This window comes from Streptomyces sp. CC224B, from assembly GCF_030010595.1.
GTDB lineage: Bacteria > Actinomycetota > Actinomycetes > Streptomycetales > Streptomycetaceae > Streptomyces > Streptomyces longispororuber.
This window is the reverse complement of sequence record NZ_JASCXL010000063.1, coordinates 38,267-56,310: the sequence shown is the minus strand read 5'-3', so window position 1 is coordinate 56,310 and position 18,044 is coordinate 38,267. Positions and strand designations below refer to the sequence as shown.

The 18,044-nt window shown below is 73.0% G+C and carries 18 protein-coding genes; 3 read left to right on the top strand and 15 right to left on the bottom strand.

All coding sequences use genetic code 11. The annotated features are described in order from the left end of the window. Positions 1-164: 164 nt before the first annotated feature. From QK440_RS24580 to QK440_RS24550, 7 genes are all read right to left on the bottom strand, one after another. Positions 165-1,949 carry a DoxX family protein gene (locus tag QK440_RS24580; RefSeq protein WP_282795366.1) on the bottom strand — a complete coding sequence of 595 codons (1,785 nt, stop codon included), beginning with the start codon at positions 1,947-1,949 and terminating at the stop codon, positions 165-167. Between the two features lie 135 nt (positions 1,950-2,084). Continuing rightward, positions 2,085-3,026, bottom strand: a complete 942-nt coding sequence (rlmB, locus tag QK440_RS24575; RefSeq protein ID WP_282795358.1) for a 23S rRNA (guanosine(2251)-2'-O)-methyltransferase RlmB — start codon at positions 3,024-3,026, stop codon at positions 2,085-2,087. 124 nt (positions 3,027-3,150) lie between these two features. Next, positions 3,151-4,554: a cysteine--tRNA ligase gene (gene cysS, locus QK440_RS24570; protein ID WP_282795357.1), complete on the bottom strand. Its 1,404-nt coding sequence runs from the start codon at positions 4,552-4,554 to the stop codon at positions 3,151-3,153. A gap of 101 nt (positions 4,555-4,655) precedes the next feature. After that, positions 4,656-5,060 carry a PPOX class F420-dependent oxidoreductase gene (locus QK440_RS24565; protein ID WP_282795356.1) on the bottom strand — a complete coding sequence of 135 codons (405 nt, stop codon included), beginning with the start codon at positions 5,058-5,060 and terminating at the stop codon, positions 4,656-4,658. 307 nt (positions 5,061-5,367) lie between these two features. After that, positions 5,368-5,877, bottom strand: coding sequence for a 2-C-methyl-D-erythritol 2,4-cyclodiphosphate synthase (gene ispF / locus QK440_RS24560; protein ID WP_282795355.1), 510 nt, complete (start codon positions 5,875-5,877; stop codon positions 5,368-5,370). Beyond that, complete coding sequence (gene ispD, locus QK440_RS24555) at positions 5,867-6,604, bottom strand: 2-C-methyl-D-erythritol 4-phosphate cytidylyltransferase (protein ID WP_282795354.1); 738 nt, start codon at positions 6,602-6,604, stop codon at positions 5,867-5,869. Before ispD ends, ispF begins: the two co-directional genes overlap by 11 nt. A gap of 387 nt (positions 6,605-6,991) precedes the next feature. After that, the gene (locus QK440_RS24550; protein WP_003953493.1) at positions 6,992-7,474 is read right to left on the bottom strand and encodes a CarD family transcriptional regulator; all 483 of its coding nucleotides are present in this window, start codon (positions 7,472-7,474) and stop codon (positions 6,992-6,994) included. Positions 7,475-8,205: 731 nt separating this feature from the next. Between QK440_RS24550 and QK440_RS24545 the strand changes: the two genes are divergently transcribed. Further along, positions 8,206-8,958 (top strand): DUF461 domain-containing protein, encoded by a 753-nt coding sequence (locus QK440_RS24545; RefSeq protein WP_282795353.1) that lies wholly within the window; start codon positions 8,206-8,208, stop codon positions 8,956-8,958. A gap of 69 nt (positions 8,959-9,027) precedes the next feature. On the opposite strand, the gene QK440_RS24540 is transcribed toward QK440_RS24545, so the two are convergent. Together QK440_RS24540 and QK440_RS24535 are read right to left on the bottom strand one after the other, a co-directional pair. Next, entirely contained in the window at positions 9,028-9,708 is a 681-nt protein-coding gene (locus QK440_RS24540) for a response regulator transcription factor (RefSeq protein WP_030682312.1), read from the bottom strand. Then, positions 9,705-10,967 (bottom strand): ATP-binding protein, encoded by a 1,263-nt coding sequence (locus QK440_RS24535; RefSeq protein ID WP_282795352.1) that lies wholly within the window; start codon positions 10,965-10,967, stop codon positions 9,705-9,707. Before QK440_RS24535 ends, QK440_RS24540 begins: the two co-directional genes overlap by 4 nt. Before the next feature lie 297 nt (positions 10,968-11,264). Between QK440_RS24535 and phoU the strand changes: the two genes are divergently transcribed. Beyond that, positions 11,265-11,945 carry a phosphate signaling complex protein PhoU gene (gene phoU / locus QK440_RS24530; RefSeq protein ID WP_282795351.1) on the top strand — a complete coding sequence of 227 codons (681 nt, stop codon included), beginning with the start codon at positions 11,265-11,267 and terminating at the stop codon, positions 11,943-11,945. 673 nt (positions 11,946-12,618) lie between these two features. Here phoU and QK440_RS24525 read toward each other — a convergent pair. The 3 genes from QK440_RS24525 to QK440_RS24515 all read right to left on the bottom strand — a co-directional run bounded on the left by QK440_RS24525 (position 12,619) and on the right by QK440_RS24515 (position 14,499). After that, positions 12,619-12,810 (bottom strand): hypothetical protein, encoded by a 192-nt coding sequence (locus QK440_RS24525; protein WP_282795365.1) that lies wholly within the window; start codon positions 12,808-12,810, stop codon positions 12,619-12,621. 65 nt (positions 12,811-12,875) lie between these two features. Further along, the gene (locus tag QK440_RS24520; protein ID WP_282795350.1) at positions 12,876-13,124 is read right to left on the bottom strand and encodes a hypothetical protein; all 249 of its coding nucleotides are present in this window, start codon (positions 13,122-13,124) and stop codon (positions 12,876-12,878) included. Between the two features lie 88 nt (positions 13,125-13,212). Then, entirely contained in the window at positions 13,213-14,499 is a 1,287-nt protein-coding gene (locus QK440_RS24515) for an MFS transporter (RefSeq protein ID WP_282795349.1), read from the bottom strand. A 286-nt stretch (positions 14,500-14,785) separates the two neighbouring features. Between QK440_RS24515 and QK440_RS24510 the strand changes: the two genes are divergently transcribed. Continuing rightward, positions 14,786-15,547 carry a phosphoglyceromutase gene (locus QK440_RS24510; protein WP_282795348.1) on the top strand — a complete coding sequence of 254 codons (762 nt, stop codon included), beginning with the start codon at positions 14,786-14,788 and terminating at the stop codon, positions 15,545-15,547. A 73-nt stretch (positions 15,548-15,620) separates the two neighbouring features. On the opposite strand, the gene QK440_RS24505 is transcribed toward QK440_RS24510, so the two are convergent. The 3 genes from QK440_RS24505 to mshA form a co-directional block, all read right to left on the bottom strand. Beyond that, complete coding sequence (locus QK440_RS24505) at positions 15,621-15,836, bottom strand: hypothetical protein (protein ID WP_282795347.1); 216 nt, start codon at positions 15,834-15,836, stop codon at positions 15,621-15,623. Positions 15,837-16,007: 171 nt separating this feature from the next. Continuing rightward, positions 16,008-16,523 (bottom strand): YbjN domain-containing protein, encoded by a 516-nt coding sequence (locus QK440_RS24500; protein ID WP_282795346.1) that lies wholly within the window; start codon positions 16,521-16,523, stop codon positions 16,008-16,010. Continuing rightward, complete coding sequence (gene mshA / locus QK440_RS24495) at positions 16,516-17,871, bottom strand: D-inositol-3-phosphate glycosyltransferase (RefSeq protein ID WP_282795345.1); 1,356 nt, start codon at positions 17,869-17,871, stop codon at positions 16,516-16,518. Before mshA ends, QK440_RS24500 begins: the two co-directional genes overlap by 8 nt. Positions 17,872-18,044: the final 173 nt, after the last annotated feature.

Sequence of the window (18,044 nt, the reverse complement as noted above, 5' to 3'; positions counted from 1 at the left end):
CCCCGCGCCCCCCCACCCCCCCGCCCCCCCCCCCCCCCCCCCCCCCCCGGGGGGCCCCGGGGGGGGGGGGGGGGGGGCCGGGGGGGGCCCGGGGGGGGGGGCCCCCCCCCCCCGGGGGGGGGGGGGGCCCCCTCCCCTGTCCGTACGCGCCGCGTACGCGCCCGTCAGCCCAGGACCCCGCCGAGCAGGCCCGGGCGTCCGCCGCTGCCGCCGGAGGTGTCGCCGCCGGTGGTGCCGCCCGAGCCGCCGCCGGTCGTGCCGCCCGAGCCCCCGGTGGTGCCGCCGCCGGTCGTGCCGCCGGTGGAGGTGGGCCCGCTGGTGGCGGCCGGCGGGCGCTCCTGGGTCGGCGCGGGCTGCTGCTGCGCCGGGGCCTGCTCGCCGCCGGTGGTGCCCTGCGTGGCGCTCGGCCGGGTGCCCGAGCCGCTGACGCTGCCGGTCTCCGGGGTGGTGCCCGGGGTGCCGGTGGCGGCGCCGCTCTGCGAGGGGCTCGCGGTGCTGCCCTGGGTCGGCGTGCCCGAGGGCGCCGACGGGTCGCGGGGGTCGTCGCTGCTCCGCTCCCGCTTGCGCTCCGGGTCGTCCGGCAGCGGCGAGCCGGGCAGCTCGTTGCGCGGCGCCTCGCCCGGCCCGGGCACGGTCACGCGGTCCGCGTCCCGTACGGCGCCGCCGAGCAGCGAGCCGACCAGCAGCGTCAGACCGACGACGACGGCCCCGACGAGACCGCCCCGGCGCAGCACGCGGCGGCGCAGCTCCCACAGCGCCGCGCGCGGCCCCAGCGTGCGCCACGCCTCACCGGCGAGCCGGGCGTCGACGGAGTACACCGGGGCGCCCGCGATGATGAGCGGCGACCAGGCGGCGAGGTAGATGATGTCCGGCGCGTCGTAGGCGGGCACGGTCTTCCAGCTCACCGTCACGAGCAGCGCGACGGACAGCAGCATGCCCACCCCGGCGGCCACCCGCTGCCAGAGCCCGAGCACGGTCAGCACGCCGACGATCACCTGGAGGAAGGCGATCACGAGCCCGGCGCCGACGGGGTGCTGGAGCGCCCAGTCCCGCATCGGCTCGGCCAGCGCCCACGGGTGCAGCGAGTTCAGCCACTTGACCATGGAGCCGCGCTCGCCGCCGTCGAAGTAGACGGGGTCGCAGAGCTTGCCCATCCCGGCGTAGATGGAGATGAAACCGAGGAAGACGCGCAGCGGCAGCAGCACGACGCCGAGGTTGAGGCGGCGCCCGGGGTAGTAGCCGTGCCGCAGCCGCGACCTGGCGCCGTGCCGCCCGCCCTCGCGCCCGCCGCCGGACCCGTCCGCGTCGTCACCGTCGGCGCCGTCCGGGCCGTCGACGCCGTGGTCGCCGTCGTAGCCGTCGTAGCCGTCGTCGTAGGAGTGTTCGTCGAAGTGGTGCCGGTGCTCGTCGTCGGCGCTGCCGGGCAAGCGCATCTGCGGGAGCAGCCGGGTGGGCCCGTGCTCGTCGCCGCGCGGTCCGACCACCGCCGGGGTGCGCACGGTGTCGCCGTACGGGTCGTCCACGTCGACGCGCGGGATGACCTGCGTGGCACCGCCGTCGTCGAAGCCGGGGCGGGGTCCCTGCGGGGCACGGCCCGTGTCGTCCGCCGTCCGGCGCACCCCGCCGGCGCGCACGGCCTGGAGCAGCTCCCCCGCGCCCGGGTCGCCCGGCGCGGACTTCCCGCTCCAGACGACGGGCGCGCGCCGGCGCGCGGTGGTGCCCGCCGCGCCGACGGCCGGCATGCGCACGGTGTCCTCGGCGGCGCTCACGTGCCGGGCGACGCGGGGCGAGGGGGTTCGCCCGGCCGGTGGGAGCTGGACGCGGAAGCTCGCGTGATTGACGATGACCTGCGCGGGGTCGCAGGGCACCTTCACCATGCTCAGCGCGGGAGCGTCGTCGAACCCTGACGAGCGTCCCCCCGTGGGTGTGCGGGGTGTTCTGGTGTCCACACTCATCTAACCGAGTGACGCGAGGTTAGGACACTGCCTTGACTCCCCCGGATCTGTCCGGACCCCGTCAACCCAGCCCAGGGGCCGGGTCGACGGGGCGCGCCCCGCGTGCGGAGCGCGCCGTACCGCCCGGACTCAGCGGCGCCGGCGAGCCGCCTCGTACAGCACGACGCCCGTGGCCACACCGGCGTTGAGCGACTCCGCCCCGCCCGGCATGGGGATCCGCACCCGGTAGTCACAGGTCTCGCCGACCAGGCGGGAGAGCCCCTTGCCCTCGCTGCCGACGACGATGACGACCGGCCCGCCGAGCGCCTCGAGGTCGCCGACCTCGTGCTCGCCGTCGGCGGCGAGGCCGACCACCACGATCCCGGCCTTCTTGTACGCCTCCAGGGCCCGGGTCAGGTTCGTCGCGCGGGCCACCGGCGTCCGCGCGGCCGTACCGGCGGACGTCTTCCAGGCGCCCGCCGACATCCCGGCGGCCCGGCGCTCGGGCACGACGACGCCGTGGCCGCCGAACGCGGACACGGACCGCACCACGGCGCCCAGGTTCCGCGGGTCGGTCACGCCGTCGAGGGCGACGATGAGCGGGTCCTCGCCCTCGTCGTACGCCGCGGCGGCGAGGTCCTCCGGGTGCGCGTACTCGTACGGCGGCACCTGGAGGACGAGCCCCTGGTGGTTGAGGCCGTTGGTCATGCGGTCCAGCTCGGGGCGCGGCGCCTCCATGAGGTTGATGCCGCCGCGGTCGGCGGCCAGCTTCAGCGCCTCCCGCACCCGCTCGTCGTTGTCGATGAACTGCTGGACGTAGAGCGTCGTCGCGGGTACGCCGTCCCGCAGCGCCTCGAAGACCGGGTTGCGCCCGACGACCAGCTCGGCGGTCGACCTGCCGCCCCGGCCCTTGGCCTGCGGACGGCCCTGGGCGCGCCGCGTCTTGGCCTGCGCGGCCCGCTGCTTGACGTGTCCCTTGCGCATTTCGGCGGGCGGCGTCGGGCCCTTGCCTTCCAGGCCCCGGCGCCGCTTGCCGCCGCTGCCGACCTGCGCGCCCTTCTTGCCGGACATGCGGCGGTTGTTAGCGGCCATGACCTACCCGTCTGTGTGAAGCGTGGCCCCGTACGCGGTCGGCGTACGCGGCGTGAAGTCTCGTACTGATGTCCTGCATGCAGTGTGCCGCCCGGCGACCCGGGCGGCACATCAGCGGGTCGCGCTAGCGCGACCCGAGCGTCCAGCGCGGCCCCGAGGGGCTGTCCTCGATGGTGAGGCCCGCCTGGGCGAGCTGGTCGCGGATGGCGTCGGCGGTGGCCCAGTCCTTGCGGCCGCGCGCGGCCTCGCGCTGGTCGAGCACCAGCCGGACCAGGGAGTCCACGACGGCGCCCAGGTCGTCGCCGCCCTGGCCCTCGGTGCCCGCCCACCGCGGGTCGAGCGGGTCGAGGCCGAGGACGCCCAGCATGGCCCGCACCTCGGCGAGGCGCGCCACGGCGGCCTCCTTGTCGTCGGCGGCGAGCGCGGAGTTGCCCTGGCGGACGGTGGTGTGGACGATCGCGAGCGCCTGCGGGACGCCCAGGTCGTCGTCCATCGCGTCGGCGAACGCGGGCGGCACCTCGGCCGCGGGATCGACGACGCCCCCGGCCAGCTCCACCACGCGCTGCGCGAAGCCCTCGATGCGGGAGAACGCCGCCTCGGCCTCGCGCAGGGCCTCCTCGCTGTACTCGATGGTCGAGCGGTAGTGCGGGGTGCCCAGGTAGTAGCGCAGGACGATGGGGCGCCAGTGCTTGACCATCTCGGAGACCAGCACCGAGTTGCCGAGCGACTTCGACATCTTCTCGCCGCTCATGGTGACCCAGGCGTTGTGCACCCAGTACCGCGCGAAGTCGTCGCCGAAGGCCTTGGCCTGGGCGATCTCGTTCTCGTGGTGCGGGAAGACCAGGTCGAGGCCGCCGCCGTGGATGTCGAAGGCGCTGCCCAGGTACTTGTGCGCCATGGCCGAGCACTCCAGGTGCCAGCCGGGGCGGCCGGGGCCGAAGGGCGTCTCCCAGGCGGGCTCGCCCGGCTTGACGGCCTTCCACATGGCGAAGTCGCGCGGGTCGCGCTTGCCGGTGATGCCCTCCTCGGCGGGCTGCTGCATCTTGTCCAGGTCCTGGCGCGACAGCTCCAGGTACTGCGGCCAGGAGCGCACGTCGAAGTAGACGCTGCCGTCGGCCTCGTACGCGTGGCCGCGCTCGATCAGGGCGCGCATCATCGCGACCATTTCGGTGACGTGGCCGGTGGCGCGCGGCTCGTAGGTGGGCGGCAGGCAGCCGAGGACGTCGTAGCCGTCGTTGAAGGCGCGCTCGTTCTCGTAGCCGATGGCCCACCAGGGGCGGCCCTGGTCCGCCGACTTCGCGATGATCTTGTCGTCGATGTCCGTGACGTTGCGGATGAACGTCACGTCGTAGCCGCGGTACGTGAACCAGCGGCGCATGATGTCGAAGTTCAGGCCCGAGCGGATGTGCCCGATGTGCGGCGCGGCCTGCACCGTGGCACCACAGAGGTAGATCGAGACACAGCCCTCGGCGAGGGGCTGGAAGTCACGGATCTGCCGGGCGCTGGTGTCGTACAGGCGAATCGTCACCACTCCAGGGTAGTGGGCGCCGGGCAGTGCCCCGCGCCCTTGGGGGACACAGGGCGTCCGGCCGCGCCCGGGCCCCGGCCGGAGCCGCGCCCGGGTCCGGGTCAGAGCCGGCCGACGACCTTGCGGGCGCGGACGCGGACGACGACGCGCGGGCCGTCGTCCTTGGCGGCCGGGTTGAAGTCGGCGTACCTCTTGCCGGTGTACTTCATCGACAGCTCGTCGATGAGCTCCTGGCCGCCCTCGGTGGTGATCTCGGCGGTGCCGCGGATCTCGGCGTAGGTGTAGGGGGCGTCGAAGGGCTGGAGCAGCACGGTCACGCGGGGGTCGCGGCGGAGGTTCTTCTCCTTCTGCCGCCCGACGGTCGTGGAGAAGACGACGTCGTCGCCGTCGCGCTTCACCCAGACCGGGGAGAGCTGGGGGCTGCCGTCGGGCTGGATGGTGGCGACGGTGATGAAGACCGGGGTGTCGAGCAGGGACTTGATGGCGTCGGAGAGTGCGGCGCTCATGGGGTCGCTCCTGGTGCTGGTGGTTCGGGTGGCTGTTCGGTTCCGGTGGCTGTTCGGTTCCCGTGGCTGTCCGGTTCCCGTGGCTGTTCGGTTCCGGTGGACCGCGCGGGTCGTCTGTACGCGGCCGTCCCCGTACGTGGCTGACCGCTGTACGTGGCTCACCGCGCGGCCCGGGTCGGCCACGGGACGATGCGTACCCCTACCTGATCGCGGGGCCCCGCACCACGGGGCGGGCGGATGTCCACCCGCCCGCACCCCGTACGGACCACCCGGCCGCGCCCGGCCCCGGACGGAGCCCCGCCCGTCGTCAGCCGGTACGGACCACCAGCGCGGTGGCGATGCCCATGAGGCCCTCGTCGCGGCCGGGGAAGCCGAGGCCGTCCGTGGTGGCGCCGGAGACGCTGACCGGGGCGCCGACCGCCTCCGAGAGGAGCTTCTGGGCCTCGTCGCGGCGCTTGCCGATCTTCGGGCGGGGGCCGACGACCTGTACGGCGACGTTGCCGATGGTGAAGCCGGCCTCCCGGACGATCCGCGCGGCCTCGGTCAGCAGCGTGAGCCCGGACGCCCCGGCCCACTCGGGCCGGCCGGTGCCGAAGTGGGCGCCCAGGTCACCGAGCCCGGCCGCGGAGAACAGCGCGTTGCAGGCGGCGTGGGCGACGACGTCCGCGTCGGAGTGGCCGGCGAGCCCGGGCCCCTCCCCCTCCCACTTCAGGCCCGCGCACCACAGCTCGCGGCCCTCCTCGAAGGCGTGGACGTCGGTACCGACGCCGACGCGCGGCAGCGGGTACGGCAGCGCGGGAGCCGGTTCAGAAGCCATCGTTGGCCCTCCTGCGGGCGAGCACGGCCTCGGCGAGCACGAGGTCCAGCGGCCGGGTCACCTTGAACGCCTCCTCGTGCCCGGGCACGAGCACGACGGGCTCGCCCAGGCGCTCGACGAGGCCCGCGTCGTCCGTGGCGCCCTCGCCGACGACGTCCGCCTCGTGGGCGCGCACCAGCGTGGCCCGGTCGAAGCCCTGCGGCGTCTGCACGGCGCGCAGCCGCGCGCGCTCGGGCGTAGCGACGACGGGCTCGGGCTGTCCGGGCGCCCCCGGCTCGACCTCCTTGACGGTGTCCGCGAGCGGCAGCGCGGGCACGACGGCGCGCGCGCCGTCGCGTACGGCCTCGATGACGCCGTCGACGGTGTCCACGGGCACCAGCGGGCGGGCCGCGTCGTGGACGAGGACGATGTCGACGCCGGGCGGCAGGGCGTCGAGGCCGAGCTTGACGGACTCCTGGCGGGTGGCGCCGCCGGGCACGACCAGGAAGTCCGTGCGCTCGGGCAGCGCGTGGTCGGCGAGCAGCGTCTTGACCTCGGCGGCGCCGTCCGGCGGGGCGACGACCACGACGAGGGACACGGCGCGCGAGGCGGCCAGCGCGCGCACGGCGTGGACGAGCATGGGGGTGCCGCTGAGGGCGCGCAGGGCCTTGGGGGCGCCGGGGCCGAGGCGTACGCCGCGTCCGGCGGCGGGGATCACGGCCGCGGTGCGAGAGGTTACGTCAGACATCGGTTCCGTTCAGGTTTGTGCGCTCGGTTGACATGGGTATGGCCACACCGTGCCGGGCGCGACGCCTTGACCGGACCCTTCCGTGACATCTGGTCGAGCCAGAACTGCCCGAGCCCGGCACGCCAACGTACCGGGGGATCTTTCCGCACCCGCGAACCGCCGGTGAAGACCGGAAGACCGGGGGACGTGCGGCCCCGGCCCCGAGCACCGTCCGGGCGGCCCGCCGCCGCGCCCCGGACGGGAAACGCAGCGGATGTGCACATGCCGCAGTGCCCGGCGACACCCTGAGGGTCGGCGGGCACTGCGGCATGGTGGTCGTACACCTGGTATCCCGGACGCGGGCCCACGCGGGGCACCCGTGTCCGCGCGCGGCGGGGCCGCGGGCGGTCAGGACGCGAGAACCTCGTCGAGCAGGGCCTCGGCCTTGTCCTCGTTCGTGTTCTCCGCGAGCGCGAGCTCGCTCACCAGGATCTGACGGGCCTTGGCGAGCATGCGCTTCTCACCGGCGGACAGTCCGCGCTCACGCTCGCGGCGCCACAGGTCACGGACTACTTCCGCGACCTTGATGACGTCGCCGGAGGCGAGCTTCTCGAGATTTGCCTTGTAGCGACGCGACCAGTTCGTGGGCTCCTCGGCGTACGGCGCGCGCAGTACTTCGAAGACCCGGTCCAGGCCGTCCTGGCCGACCACATCACGCACACCGACGAACTCCGCATTGTCCGCTGGCACACGTACCGTCAAGTCGCCCTGGGCGACCTTCAGCACCAAGTAGGTCTTGTCCACGCCTTTGATCTGACGAGTTTCGATGGCCTCGATCAGCGCGGCCCCGTGATGGGGATAGACCACGGTGTCGCCAACCTTGAACGTCATGTGACAGGTACCCCTTCCGTGGCTATCCAGGGTAACACGGATACGGCGTCTTCTGAATGGCGTTTTCGCAGGTCAGGGCATATCTCGGGGCTTGACAACAGCGACACGAACGTGCTGCGAGCGGGGGGCGGAAGGGGGTATTCGCAGGTCGGAGCCGCTGTCCGGGGAAGGTGAAACGCCCACGTTACACACTCCACGAGGGTGCTCCAAGGTGACGTACGTCCCGTTTTGCCGGGTTCCCGGAGGTGAACTTCCGCTACTCCGTTCGGTGACCGCGGACACGTGCGGCGCCACCGGGCGGGCGAAGTGCGGGCCCCCCGGAGTGAATCCAGAATTGATCAAGAAGCGCGGGCTCCGATGCGCCGGAAGCGTGCTCCGACGCGCCAGGCGTTGCACACCGTGATCCCTGCACCGATCGGCACTGATCAATTTCCCGGACTGTCCCGCATTCCTTACGGGAAATCCCCCGCGACTCCACCGGCGGGGATATGCGAATGGGGAAACGCGAGGCCGCGGGGAAGCCCGGGGCGCGGCAGCCGCCGCAGGCTCGTGACCACCAGGGGCGGGTCGGGTGCGGGCGCGCGGGAACGGCTCGGTAACCTAAGCGCGCTGACACACCCTTAGGGCGGCTTTACGGCCGCCCGCCCGGCTCGACCCGGCCCGGCCCGTCCGTGCCTGCTCGACCTTGCTCGACCCTCCGTATCGCCCACGTTCAAGGAGTTGCCGCCGCCGTGAGCCGCAGCCTTCGACGCGGCGCCATCGCCGCCACCGCCCTCGCGTTCTCGCTCGCCTCGCTCACCGCCTGCGGTGCCGGAAACAACGCCCAGACGATCGAGATCAAGCCGGACAACGCGGCGACCGCCGTCGGCGACATCAAGATCCAGAACGCCATGATCATCACCCAGCCGGACCGCGAGTCGACGGGCCCCGCCGTGGTCTCCGCCACCGTGTTCAACGGCGGCCGCACCGACCAGATCCTGGAGTCGATCACGGTCGACGGCACCGGCAAGAAGGCCCGGCTCCGCCCCGCCAAGGGTGACCGGCCGGGCCAGAAGGGCAAGGGCGGCGGCCTGGTCGTCCCGGCCGGCGGCTCCGTCGTGATCGGCGGCAAGGACAACGCCGTGGCCCTTCTGCCCAGCAGCCGCGAGTCCGTCAAGGACGGCAACGCGCAGCCGGTCACCTTCGGCTTCAGCAAGACCGGTGACGTCAAGCTGAAGACGTTCGTCGTCCCGGCCGAGAGCTACTTCGAGGAGTGGGGCCCGACCGAGGTCCCGCAGTCCCCCGACGCCAAGCCGTCCGGCAGGCCCTCGGGCAAGCCGTCCGGGAAGCCGTCCGGCAGCCCCTCCGGCTCCCCGTCCGGTTCGCCCTCGGGCTCGCCCGAGTCGCAGCGGTCCGGTGAGGCCGGCACCCCGGCCGGCGGTGCCGAGGCGGACGCCTCGCACGACGCCGGTGCCGCGCACGAGTCGGACGCGCAGCAGCACTGACGCCCCGGGGCCCGTGCCCCGTGCGTACGTACGGGGGACGCGGCCCGGCCGCGGCTCCCCGGACGCGGTCTACGGCTCGAACTTGTAGCCGAGGCCCCGCACCGTCACCAGGTAGCGCGGCGCCCCGGGGTCCGGCTCGATCTTGGCGCGGAGGCGCTTGACGTGGACGTCGAGGGTCTTGGTGTCGCCGACGTAGTCCGCGCCCCAGACGCGGTCGATGAGCTGCATGCGGGTCAGCACGCGGCCCGCGTTGCGCAGCAGCATCTCCAGGAGGTCGAACTCCTTCAGCGGCAGGTCGACCTTGGAGCCGGAGACCGTGACCACGTGCCGGTCGACGTCCATGCGGACCGGACCCGCCTCCAGGGCCTGCGGGGTGACCTCCTCCGGCTCGCCGCGGCGGCGCAGCACGGCGCGGATGCGGGCGACCAGCTCGCGCGAGGAGAACGGCTTGGTGACGTAGTCGTCGGCTCCTATCTCCAGGCCGACGACCTTGTCGATCTCGCTGTCCTTCGCGGTCACCATGATCACCGGGACGTTCGACCGGCTCCGGAGCTGGCGGCAGACCTCGGTGCCGGGCAGGCCCGGCAGCATCAGGTCGAGCAGGACGAGGTCGGCGCCATTGCGTTCGAATTCGTCGAGTCCGTCCGGGCCGGTGGCCGCGATCGCGACCTCGAAGCCCTCCTTGCGGAGCATGTACGACAGGGCGTCGCTGAAGGATTCCTCGTCCTCGACGACGAGCACTCGGGTCACGGAAGGACCTCCGGGGCGGCAGGAATGGGTTCGTATGCGGTGGTGTCGGGCCTGATGCCCTGGTGCGCGTCCTCGTCGCCGAGACCGTGCCCGGATCCGCGGTCGCGGGTCGCGCCCGCCTCCGGCAGGCGCAGGGTGAAGGTGGAGCCCTGTCCCTCGGAGCTCCACACCGTGACCTCCCCGCCGTGCGAGGCGGCCACGTGCTTGACGATGGCGAGACCGAGCCCGGTGCCTCCGGTGGCACGGGAGCGGGCCGGGTCGACGCGGTAGAAGCGCTCGAAGATGCGCTCCTTGTCCTTGTCGGAGATGCCGATGCCCTGGTCCGTGACGGCGATCTCGATGAGGTCGCCGCCGGGGGCGTTGACGCGGCGCGCGGCGATGCCCACGCGGGTGCGGGCGGGCGAGTAGTTCACGGCGTTCTCGACGAGGTTGCCGAGCGCGGCCGCCAGCTGGCCCCGGTTGCCCCACACGTGCAGGTCGGCGGTGCCGCCGGTGGCCATGGTGATCTGCTTCGTCCCCGCCTGGTGGCGGCAGCGGTCGATGGCCTCGCCGACGAGCTCGTCCACGCGGACCGGCTCGGCGTCCTCCAGCGGGTCGTCGTTCTGCACCCGGGAGAGGTCGATCAGCTCCTGTACGAGGTTGGTGAGGCGGGTCGCCTCGTTCTGCATGCGGCCCGCGAAGCGCTCGACGGCCTCGGGGTCGTCGGCGGCGTCCATGACGGCCTCCGAGAGCAGGCTGAGGGCGCCCACCGGGGTCTTCAGCTCGTGGCTCACGTTCGCCACGAAGTCGCGGCGCACGGCCTCGATCCGGCGGGCCTCGGTGAGGTCCTCGACGAGCAGCAGCACCAGGCGGGAGCCGAGCGGGGCCACCCGCGCGGAGACGGCGAGGGCGTCGCCGCGGCCGGTGCCGCGGCGCGGCAGGTCCAGCTCGACCTGGCGTATCTCGCCGTCGCGCCGGGTGTCGCGGGCCATCTGGAGCATCGGCTCGACGGCGAGTTTGCCGCCGCGCACGAGACCGAGCGCGTACGCCGCCGAGCTGGCCTTGACCACGCCGTCCGACTCGTCGAGCACGACGGCGGAGGAGCGCAGTACGGAGAGCACGGTGTCGACGCCGGGCGGAAGCACCGCGTCGGTGTGCAGGGAGGTCCGGGTGGGGCGCTTCTGGTCGCGTTCGCTCCAGCGGAACGCCAGCATGGCGATGACACCGGTGCACACTCCGGCGATCGCTGCCGCTGCGGCGACCGCCGCGTTCACGTCCATGCCTCCAGGTTATGCGGGTGCGGAGCACTGCCCACAGCCATCCGAGTGGCCGCTCGAACAGTCGTCGCTCAGAGTTCACCGAGGGGACAGCGATGGTTCATTTCGGACGCCCGGACCGGCGGAGGGATCACTTCCGGGGTGACGGGGGCGTCGCCCACCGTTCACCTGGGGGACGGCGCCGGTTCACATGGGGTGCCGGTAACGGACGCGTCCGCGCCACACCGTGGGAGCGTAGGGGACAACCCCTGATGGACGTAGGGGGCAGCCCCCTGTGACGTACGAGAGAGGGACAGCCAGATGCGTGACGCGTACCACGAGGAACTTGACTCGATCGGCGAGGGCCTGGTCGAGATGGCCCGTCTCGTCGGGTCGGCGATCGGGCGCGCCACCACGGCCATGCTCGACGCGGACCTGAAGCTGGCGGAGAGCGTGATCGCCGCCGACCAGAAGGTCGACGACCTCCAGCACGACCTGGAGGCCCGCGCGATAGCCCTGCTGGCCCGGCAGCAGCCGGTCGCCACCGACCTGCGCATCGTCGTGACCTCGCTGCGGATGAGCGCGGACCTGGAGCGCTCCGGCGACCTCGCCCAGCACGTGGCGAAGCTCGCGCGGCTGCGCTTCCCGGACTCGCCGGTGCCGCGCGACCTGCACGCGACGATCCTGGAGATGGGCCAGCTCGCGCAGCGTCTGATGGCCAAGGCGGCGGAGGTCATCATCACCAAGGACGTCGACCTGGCGCTCCAGTTGGAGCAGGACGACGACGAGATGGACCTGCTGCACCGCACGCTCTTCCAGCACCTGATGGACGACCGCTGGAAGCACGGCATCGAGACCGCGGTCGACGTGACGCTCCTCGGCCGCTACTACGAGCGCTTCGCGGACCACGCGGTGTCGGTGGCGAAGCGGGTCGTGTACCTGGTGACGGGCGAGCACGCCGACGAGATCCAGCCGGGCACCGCCCCGGTCGAGGGGGCCTGACCTCAGGCCCCGGTCTCACGCACCAGAGTGGGCGCCGCACCCGGGGGGTGCGGCGCCCGTTCTTTCACCGGCTGACGCGGCCGGGCCTCAGCCGCAGCCGCCACCGCACTGGCAGGGACCGCCGGACTGGCAGCCGCAGCTGCACCCGGGACCGCACTGACAGCCGTCGGCACAGGTGTCGCGCTCGGGGGATTCGGCCATGGTCTCCTCCTCGAAGGCGTGAGACGTACTGCTTGCCCTCCATTCCATGCAGCGACCAACGGGGCGCGTCAACGGCGCACATATGCGCGCTCGCCACCGAATGCGCCGGGCGGTGCCTCCCGTGTCACCCCCTCCTCGGCCGTCGTGGGGGTGGCTTGTTCCGCGCTGTACAGCGGGGGCGGGCGGGTGCGGGGGAGGCCGGGCCGCAGGGGGGTGACCGGGGTGGGGCGGCTGGGGCGACGCCGGGGGTCGGGGGCCGGGGCGTGCTCCGCTCACGCAGTGCTGTACGTGAACTCCATTCACGTACACAAACACATGGACGCGCAGACGCGCAGAGGCACTGTCGCGCAGACGCACTGCCCCATGGACGCGGGGAGAGGTGGGGGCGCGTCATGGCCGACGCGGACTTCTCGCCGAAGGGAACTGGGCGGGATCCCTTTGGAACTGGGCTGGATCCCTTTGGAGGGGAGGCCTAACCGAACGGGACGAGGCGGACCACCGTGACCGTCAGGACCGAACCCGACACGTAGTAGAGGACGATGGCGCCGCCGACCGTCGCCTCGCGGCGGTCGCGCTCCGCGTCCACCGCCGCCGAGCCGTGCCCGTACGGGTCGCGGCCGAGCGTGCGGGCCATCGCCGACCGGAACTCGTCGGCGCCGTCCATCTTGGCGAGGGTGTCGTCGGCGGGCGGGGCGTAGGTGATGCGGTAGCTGCGCCTCCGGTGCCGGCTCACGCGATGCTCCGCCTCTCGGCCTCGTCGGCCGCGAGGCGGTCGAGCAGCGCCTCGGCCTCGGGGTCGGGCACGGCCTCCAGCATCCAGTGGCGCATCACCGCGTGGATCTCGTCGACGCCCGCCTGGTTGATGGCCCGGTCGAAGTCCGCGCGTCTGTCCTCCGGGAGGGCGGCGCGGATGTCCGGGATGGTGTTGGGCACCTCGACCTCCTCGCCGCCGATGAAGGTCTTCAGTGGTTCGGCCATGTGCGGGTCACTCTCCCTGGGGGTCCCTGGACGGTCCCGGCGCAGGGCTCACGGTAGCGGCCGGGGCCGGGGCCGGGGCCGCGGGAGTTCAGCCGGTGGCCTCGGCCTGCCGGGCGTGGTCCGGCAGGCTCACACCCGTGTCCAGCGGTTCCGTACGCGGCTTCGCGCCGGGGGCGGGTTCCGAGAGCCCGCGCATCAGGCTCCAGTACCCGAGCGCCGCGACCGTGCCCACGAGCGCGCAGAAGCCCCACAGCCACTCCTGGCCAAGGCGGTCGATGAAGAACCCGGACAGGAGCGGGGCCGCGAGCGCCGCCACCGACCAGGACATGGCGTACATGCCCTGGTAGCGGCCGCGGGCGTGCGCCGGGGAGAGGCGGACCACCAGGGTGGACTGCGTGGGGGCGTTGACGATCTCGGCGAGCGTCCACACGCACACCGTGAGGGCGATGAGGCCGACCGACCCGGCGAACGCGGTGAGGCCGAAGCCGTACCCCGCCACGAGCGAGGAGATCACCAGCAGGCGCTGGGGGTCCCGGTGCTCGATGAACCGGGTCACCGGGATCTGGAGCAGCACGATCATGACGCCGTTGCAGGCGATGGCCACGCCGAAGTCGCTCGGCGTGAAGCCCGCCTCGCCCATCGCCACCGGCAGGCCCACGTACGCCTGTTGGAAGACCAGCGCGACCAGGAAGGAGAGCCCGACGACACCCATGAAGCGGCGGTCCCGCAGCACCGTGCCGAGGCCCCCGTCGGGTGTGTGCGCCGCCGCCCCGTCCGGGTGCTCGGGGCGCGACTCGGGCAGCTTGACGAACACCAGAACCGCGCAGACCAGCGTCATCACGGCCTCGATGAGGAAGCCCGCGCGGTAGCTGTACGCGGCAATGAACCCGGCGCCTGCCGAGGAGATGGCGAAGCCGAGGTTGATGGCCCAGAAGTTGAGCGAGAACGCGCGGACCCGGTCCTCGGGCCGGACGATGTCGGCCATCATCGCCTGCACGGCGGGGCGGGACGCGTTGCTGGCCATGCCGACCGCGAAGGCCACCGCGGCGATGGCCACCGGGTGCGACATGAAGCCGAGCAGCGCCACGGAGACCGCCGTGGAGGTCTGCGCGACCAGCAGCGTGGGCCGCCGCCCGAGCCGGTCGGTCAGGACGCCCGCGCCGAGGGAGGAGATGACGCCGCCGAGCCCGTGCAGGGCGGCGACGAGCCCCGCGTAGGTGGCCGAGTACCCCATCTCCAGGGTGAGGTAGATCGCCATGAAGGTGGACACGAACGCGCCCAGGCGGTTCACCAGGGTGCTGGTCCACAGCCACCAGAAGGCCGGGGGCAGCCCCGACACGGATTCCTTGACGGCACGTCTGGCGGCGGTGAGCATGCGGGTCCCCCGGGGCGGTGCTGGCTGGCTTGCTGGCTGGCTGGCGGCTGAGCGGAGCGAGTGCGGGTGCGAGTGCAGGTGTGGGTGCAGAGGCGGGCGTGGGTGCAGATGAGGGCGTGGGTGATGTAAGTGTCGAAACCCGCGCCGACAACTTACGAACCCTGCGCCCGCCCCGCCACTCATTTGACGACCACCGTCAATCGAGGAGGCCGGGCCCCGGCGGCGGCTCCGGGGCCCCCGGGCTCCCGGGCGCGGCCCTCACGGGGATTCCATTACGCTCGTGGGCATGGCCGACGCACCGTACAAGCTGATCCTCCTCCGCCACGGCGAGAGCGAGTGGAACGCGAAGAACCTGTTCACCGGCTGGGTGGACGTCAACCTGAACGAGAAGGGCGAGAAGGAGGCGGTCCGGGGCGGCGAGCTGCTCAAGGACGCGGGTCTGCTGCCCGACGTCGTGCACACCTCCCTCCAGAAGCGCGCCATCCGCACCGCGCAGCTCGCGCTCGAGGCCGCCGACCGGCACTGGATCCCGGTGCACCGCTCCTGGCGCCTGAACGAGCGCCACTACGGCGCGCTGCAGGGCAAGGACAAGGCCCAGACCCTCGCCGAGTTCGGCGAGGAGCAGTTCATGCTGTGGCGCCGCTCGTACGACACCCCGCCGCCGGCGCTCGAGGACGGCGCGGAGTTCTCCCAGTCGGACGACCCGCGCTACGCGACCATCCCGCCGGAGCTGCGCCCCCGCACGGAGTGCCTCAAGGACGTCGTCGTCCGCATGCTCCCCTACTGGTACGACGGCATCGTCCCCGACCTCCTGACCGGCCGCACCGTCCTGGTCGCCGCCCACGGCAACAGCCTCCGCGCCCTGGTCAAGCACCTCGACGGCATCTCCGACGCCGACATCGCGGGCCTGAACATCCCCACCGGCATCCCGCTCTCCTACGAGCTGGACGCCGACTTCAAGCCCCTGAACCCGGGCGGCACGTACCTCGACCCGGCCGCCGCGAAGGCCGCCATCGAGGCGGTCAAGAACCAGGGCAAGAAGAAGTAACCTCCTGACGTTTCCTGCCCCCTGCCCGGGTGTTCTGGGCAGGGGGCTTCGGTATGGGCGGGGGTGCGGGGGGTCAGGGTGTGCCCGTGTTCGAGATGGTTCTGGCCAGGTCGCCCGTTGTGTCGAGGATTCCCTGGCCCAGGTCCGTGGGGGCTATCAGGACTCCGAAGACGACGGCTACGGCCAGGGTCATCGCCTGGTCGGCCCGGCTTCGGGCCTGGACCTTGCGGCGGATCAGCAGGACGAGGACGACGGCCAGCAGGACCGCCATGTTGATCGTCAGTTTCATGGGGTCGGCCCTCCCCCCGGGCGGAGACGTCCCAGCTTTCCTCTGTAGCAGGGGGCGGGCGTGCGGGGGTGCCGGTCGGCCGGGGTTGGCGGCAAAGTGCGCAGACGGGGCCGGATCGGCGCGGCGCCGGGCCCGGGCGGTGCTACTCCGGGGTGCCGGGTCCGGGCGGTGCTACTCCGGGGCGCCGGGGCGGGGCTTCGTCAGGTGGGCGAACGCGGCGAGGTTGCGGGTCGATTCGCCGCGCGAGACGCGCCAGGCGTACTCCTTGCGGATCGCGGTCGCGAAGCCCAGTTCCAGGAGGGTGTTGAAGGAGCCGTCCGAGGCCTCCAGGACGGAGCCGAGGAGGCGGTCCAGCTCGTCGGGGGTGACGGCGGCCAGGGGGAGCTTGGCGGTGACGTAGATGTCGCCGAGGGGGTCGATCGCGTAGCTCACGCCGTACAGGCGCAGGTTGCGCTCCAGGAGCCAGCGGTGGACGGCCTCGTGGTTCTCGTCGGGGTGGCGGATGACGAAGGCGTTGAGGGACAGGGAGTGCTTGCCCACGATCATCGACAGGGTCGTCGAGAGCTTGCGGGTGCCGGGGAGGGTGATCACGTACGAGCCGGGGTCGGGGGACTCCCAGGTCAGTTCGGCGTCGTCGAGGAATCGTTCGATCACCGCGTCAGGCGCCCCGCCGGCAACGTCACCCATGGTGCGAGGGTACGCGACGCCGGTGGTCGTGCATCGCGGCGGTGTACACGTCGGCCGTGGTGGACGCCGCCGTGCCCCAGCCGAAGGACTGCGCGTGGCGCGCGGCCGCCGCGCCCATGCTGTCCGTGAGGTGGGGGCTGTCGGCGAAGTCGCGGAGCACGCGCGCGTAGAGGGCCGGTTCGTGGCCGTGGACGAGGAAGCCCGTCGTACCGTCGCGGACCGCGACCGGCAGGCCGCCGACCGCCGCCGCGAGCACCGGGGTGCCCGCCGCCTGCGCCTCTATCGCGACCAGGCCGAAGGACTCGCTGTACGAGGGCATGACGAGCACGGACGCCGCGCGGAACCAGTCGGCCAGTTGCTCCTGCCCGACCGGCGGCTGGAAGCGGACGACGTCGGCGATGCCCAGGCGGGCCGCCAGCTTCTGCAGGCCCTCCGGCTTCGCCAGGCCGCTGCCGCTCGGCCCGCCCACGACCGGAACGACCATGCGGCGGCGCAGCTCCGGGCGTTCGTCGAGGAGTACGGCGACCGCGCGCAGCAGGATGTCGGGCGCCTTCAGGGGCTGGATGCGGCCCGCGAAGAGGGGGATCAGGGCGTCCTGGGGCAGGCCGAGGCGGTGCCGGGCGGCGGCGCGGCCGTCGGCGGGGCGGAAGCGGTCGAGGTTGACGCCGGGGTGGACGACGGCGACCTTGCCGGGGTCGGCGTCGTAGTGGTGGACGAGTTCGCCGGCCTCTTCGGAGGTGTTGGCGATCAGGCGGTCGGCGGCGCGCACGATCTGTGTCTCGCCGATGACGCGGGCGGCGGGCTCGGGGGTGTCGCCCTCGGCGAGCGCCGCGTTCTTGACCTTCGCCATGGTGTGCATGGCGTGTACGAGGGGGGCGCCCCAGCGCTCGGCGGCGAGCCAGCCGACGTGGCCGCTGAGCCAGTAGTGCGAGTGGACGAGGTCGTAGTGGCCGGGGCGGTGGCCGGCCCAGGCGAGCATGACGCCGTGCGTGAAGGCGCAGAGCTGGGCGGGCAGCTCCTCCTTGGCCAGACCCTCGTACGGGCCCGCGTCCACGTGGCGGACGAGAACGCCGGGGGCGAGCTCGACGGCGGGCGGCAGGGCGGCCGTGGTGGCGCGCGTGAAGATCTCCACCTCGATGTTGATCTCGGCGAGGCGCTTGGCGAGCTCCACGATGTAGACGTTCATGCCGCCCGCGTCGCCCGTGCCGGGCTGGTGCAGCGGTGAGGTGTGCACGCTGAGCATGGCCACGCGGCGGGGGCGGCGCGGCGAGCCGGGCAGCCGGAGCCGGGCCGGCGCCGAGGGGGCCGCTGGGAAACGACGCCCGAGCCTGGTCACGTAGTGGCTCACGTGGCGATCCTCCTTGGCCTCGGCGGCGTCCTGGACCTCGTACGGCGGGCATGGCGATGCGGAGGACGTACGGGGCCTCTGGAGCGGGAACACCGGAACACTCGACTCCATTTCGCTCTTTGCCAAAGCATTACCTTGGAGGTTCCTGGCGGGGGCCTTGCTTACGCTTGCCC

Coding starts and splice junctions, on each gene's coding strand:
- rlmB (WP_282795358.1), bottom strand. CDS start 3,026: ATGGCCGCTAACAACCGCCGCATGTCCGGCAAGAAGGGCGCGCAGGTC.
- QK440_RS24565 (WP_282795356.1), bottom strand. CDS start 5,060: ATGAGCGCCGCACTCTCCGACGCCATCAAGTCCCTGCTCGACACCCCG.
- ispF (WP_282795355.1), bottom strand. CDS start 5,877: ATGGCTTCTGAACCGGCTCCCGCGCTGCCGTACCCGCTGCCGCGCGTC.
- ispD (WP_282795354.1), bottom strand. CDS start 6,604: ATGTCTGACGTAACCTCTCGCACCGCGGCCGTGATCCCCGCCGCCGGA.
- QK440_RS24550 (WP_003953493.1), bottom strand. CDS start 7,474: ATGACGTTCAAGGTTGGCGACACCGTGGTCTATCCCCATCACGGGGCC.
- QK440_RS24535 (WP_282795352.1), bottom strand. CDS start 10,967: ATGGACGTGAACGCGGCGGTCGCCGCAGCGGCAGCGATCGCCGGAGTG.
- phoU (WP_282795351.1), top strand. CDS start 11,265: ATGCGTGACGCGTACCACGAGGAACTTGACTCGATCGGCGAGGGCCTG.
- QK440_RS24525 (WP_282795365.1), bottom strand. CDS start 12,810: ATGGACGGCGCCGACGAGTTCCGGTCGGCGATGGCCCGCACGCTCGGC.
- QK440_RS24520 (WP_282795350.1), bottom strand. CDS start 13,124: ATGGCCGAACCACTGAAGACCTTCATCGGCGGCGAGGAGGTCGAGGTG.
- QK440_RS24515 (WP_282795349.1), bottom strand. CDS start 14,499: ATGCTCACCGCCGCCAGACGTGCCGTCAAGGAATCCGTGTCGGGGCTG.
- QK440_RS24510 (WP_282795348.1), top strand. CDS start 14,786: ATGGCCGACGCACCGTACAAGCTGATCCTCCTCCGCCACGGCGAGAGC.
- QK440_RS24505 (WP_282795347.1), bottom strand. CDS start 15,836: ATGAAACTGACGATCAACATGGCGGTCCTGCTGGCCGTCGTCCTCGTC.
- QK440_RS24500 (WP_282795346.1), bottom strand. CDS start 16,523: ATGGGTGACGTTGCCGGCGGGGCGCCTGACGCGGTGATCGAACGATTC.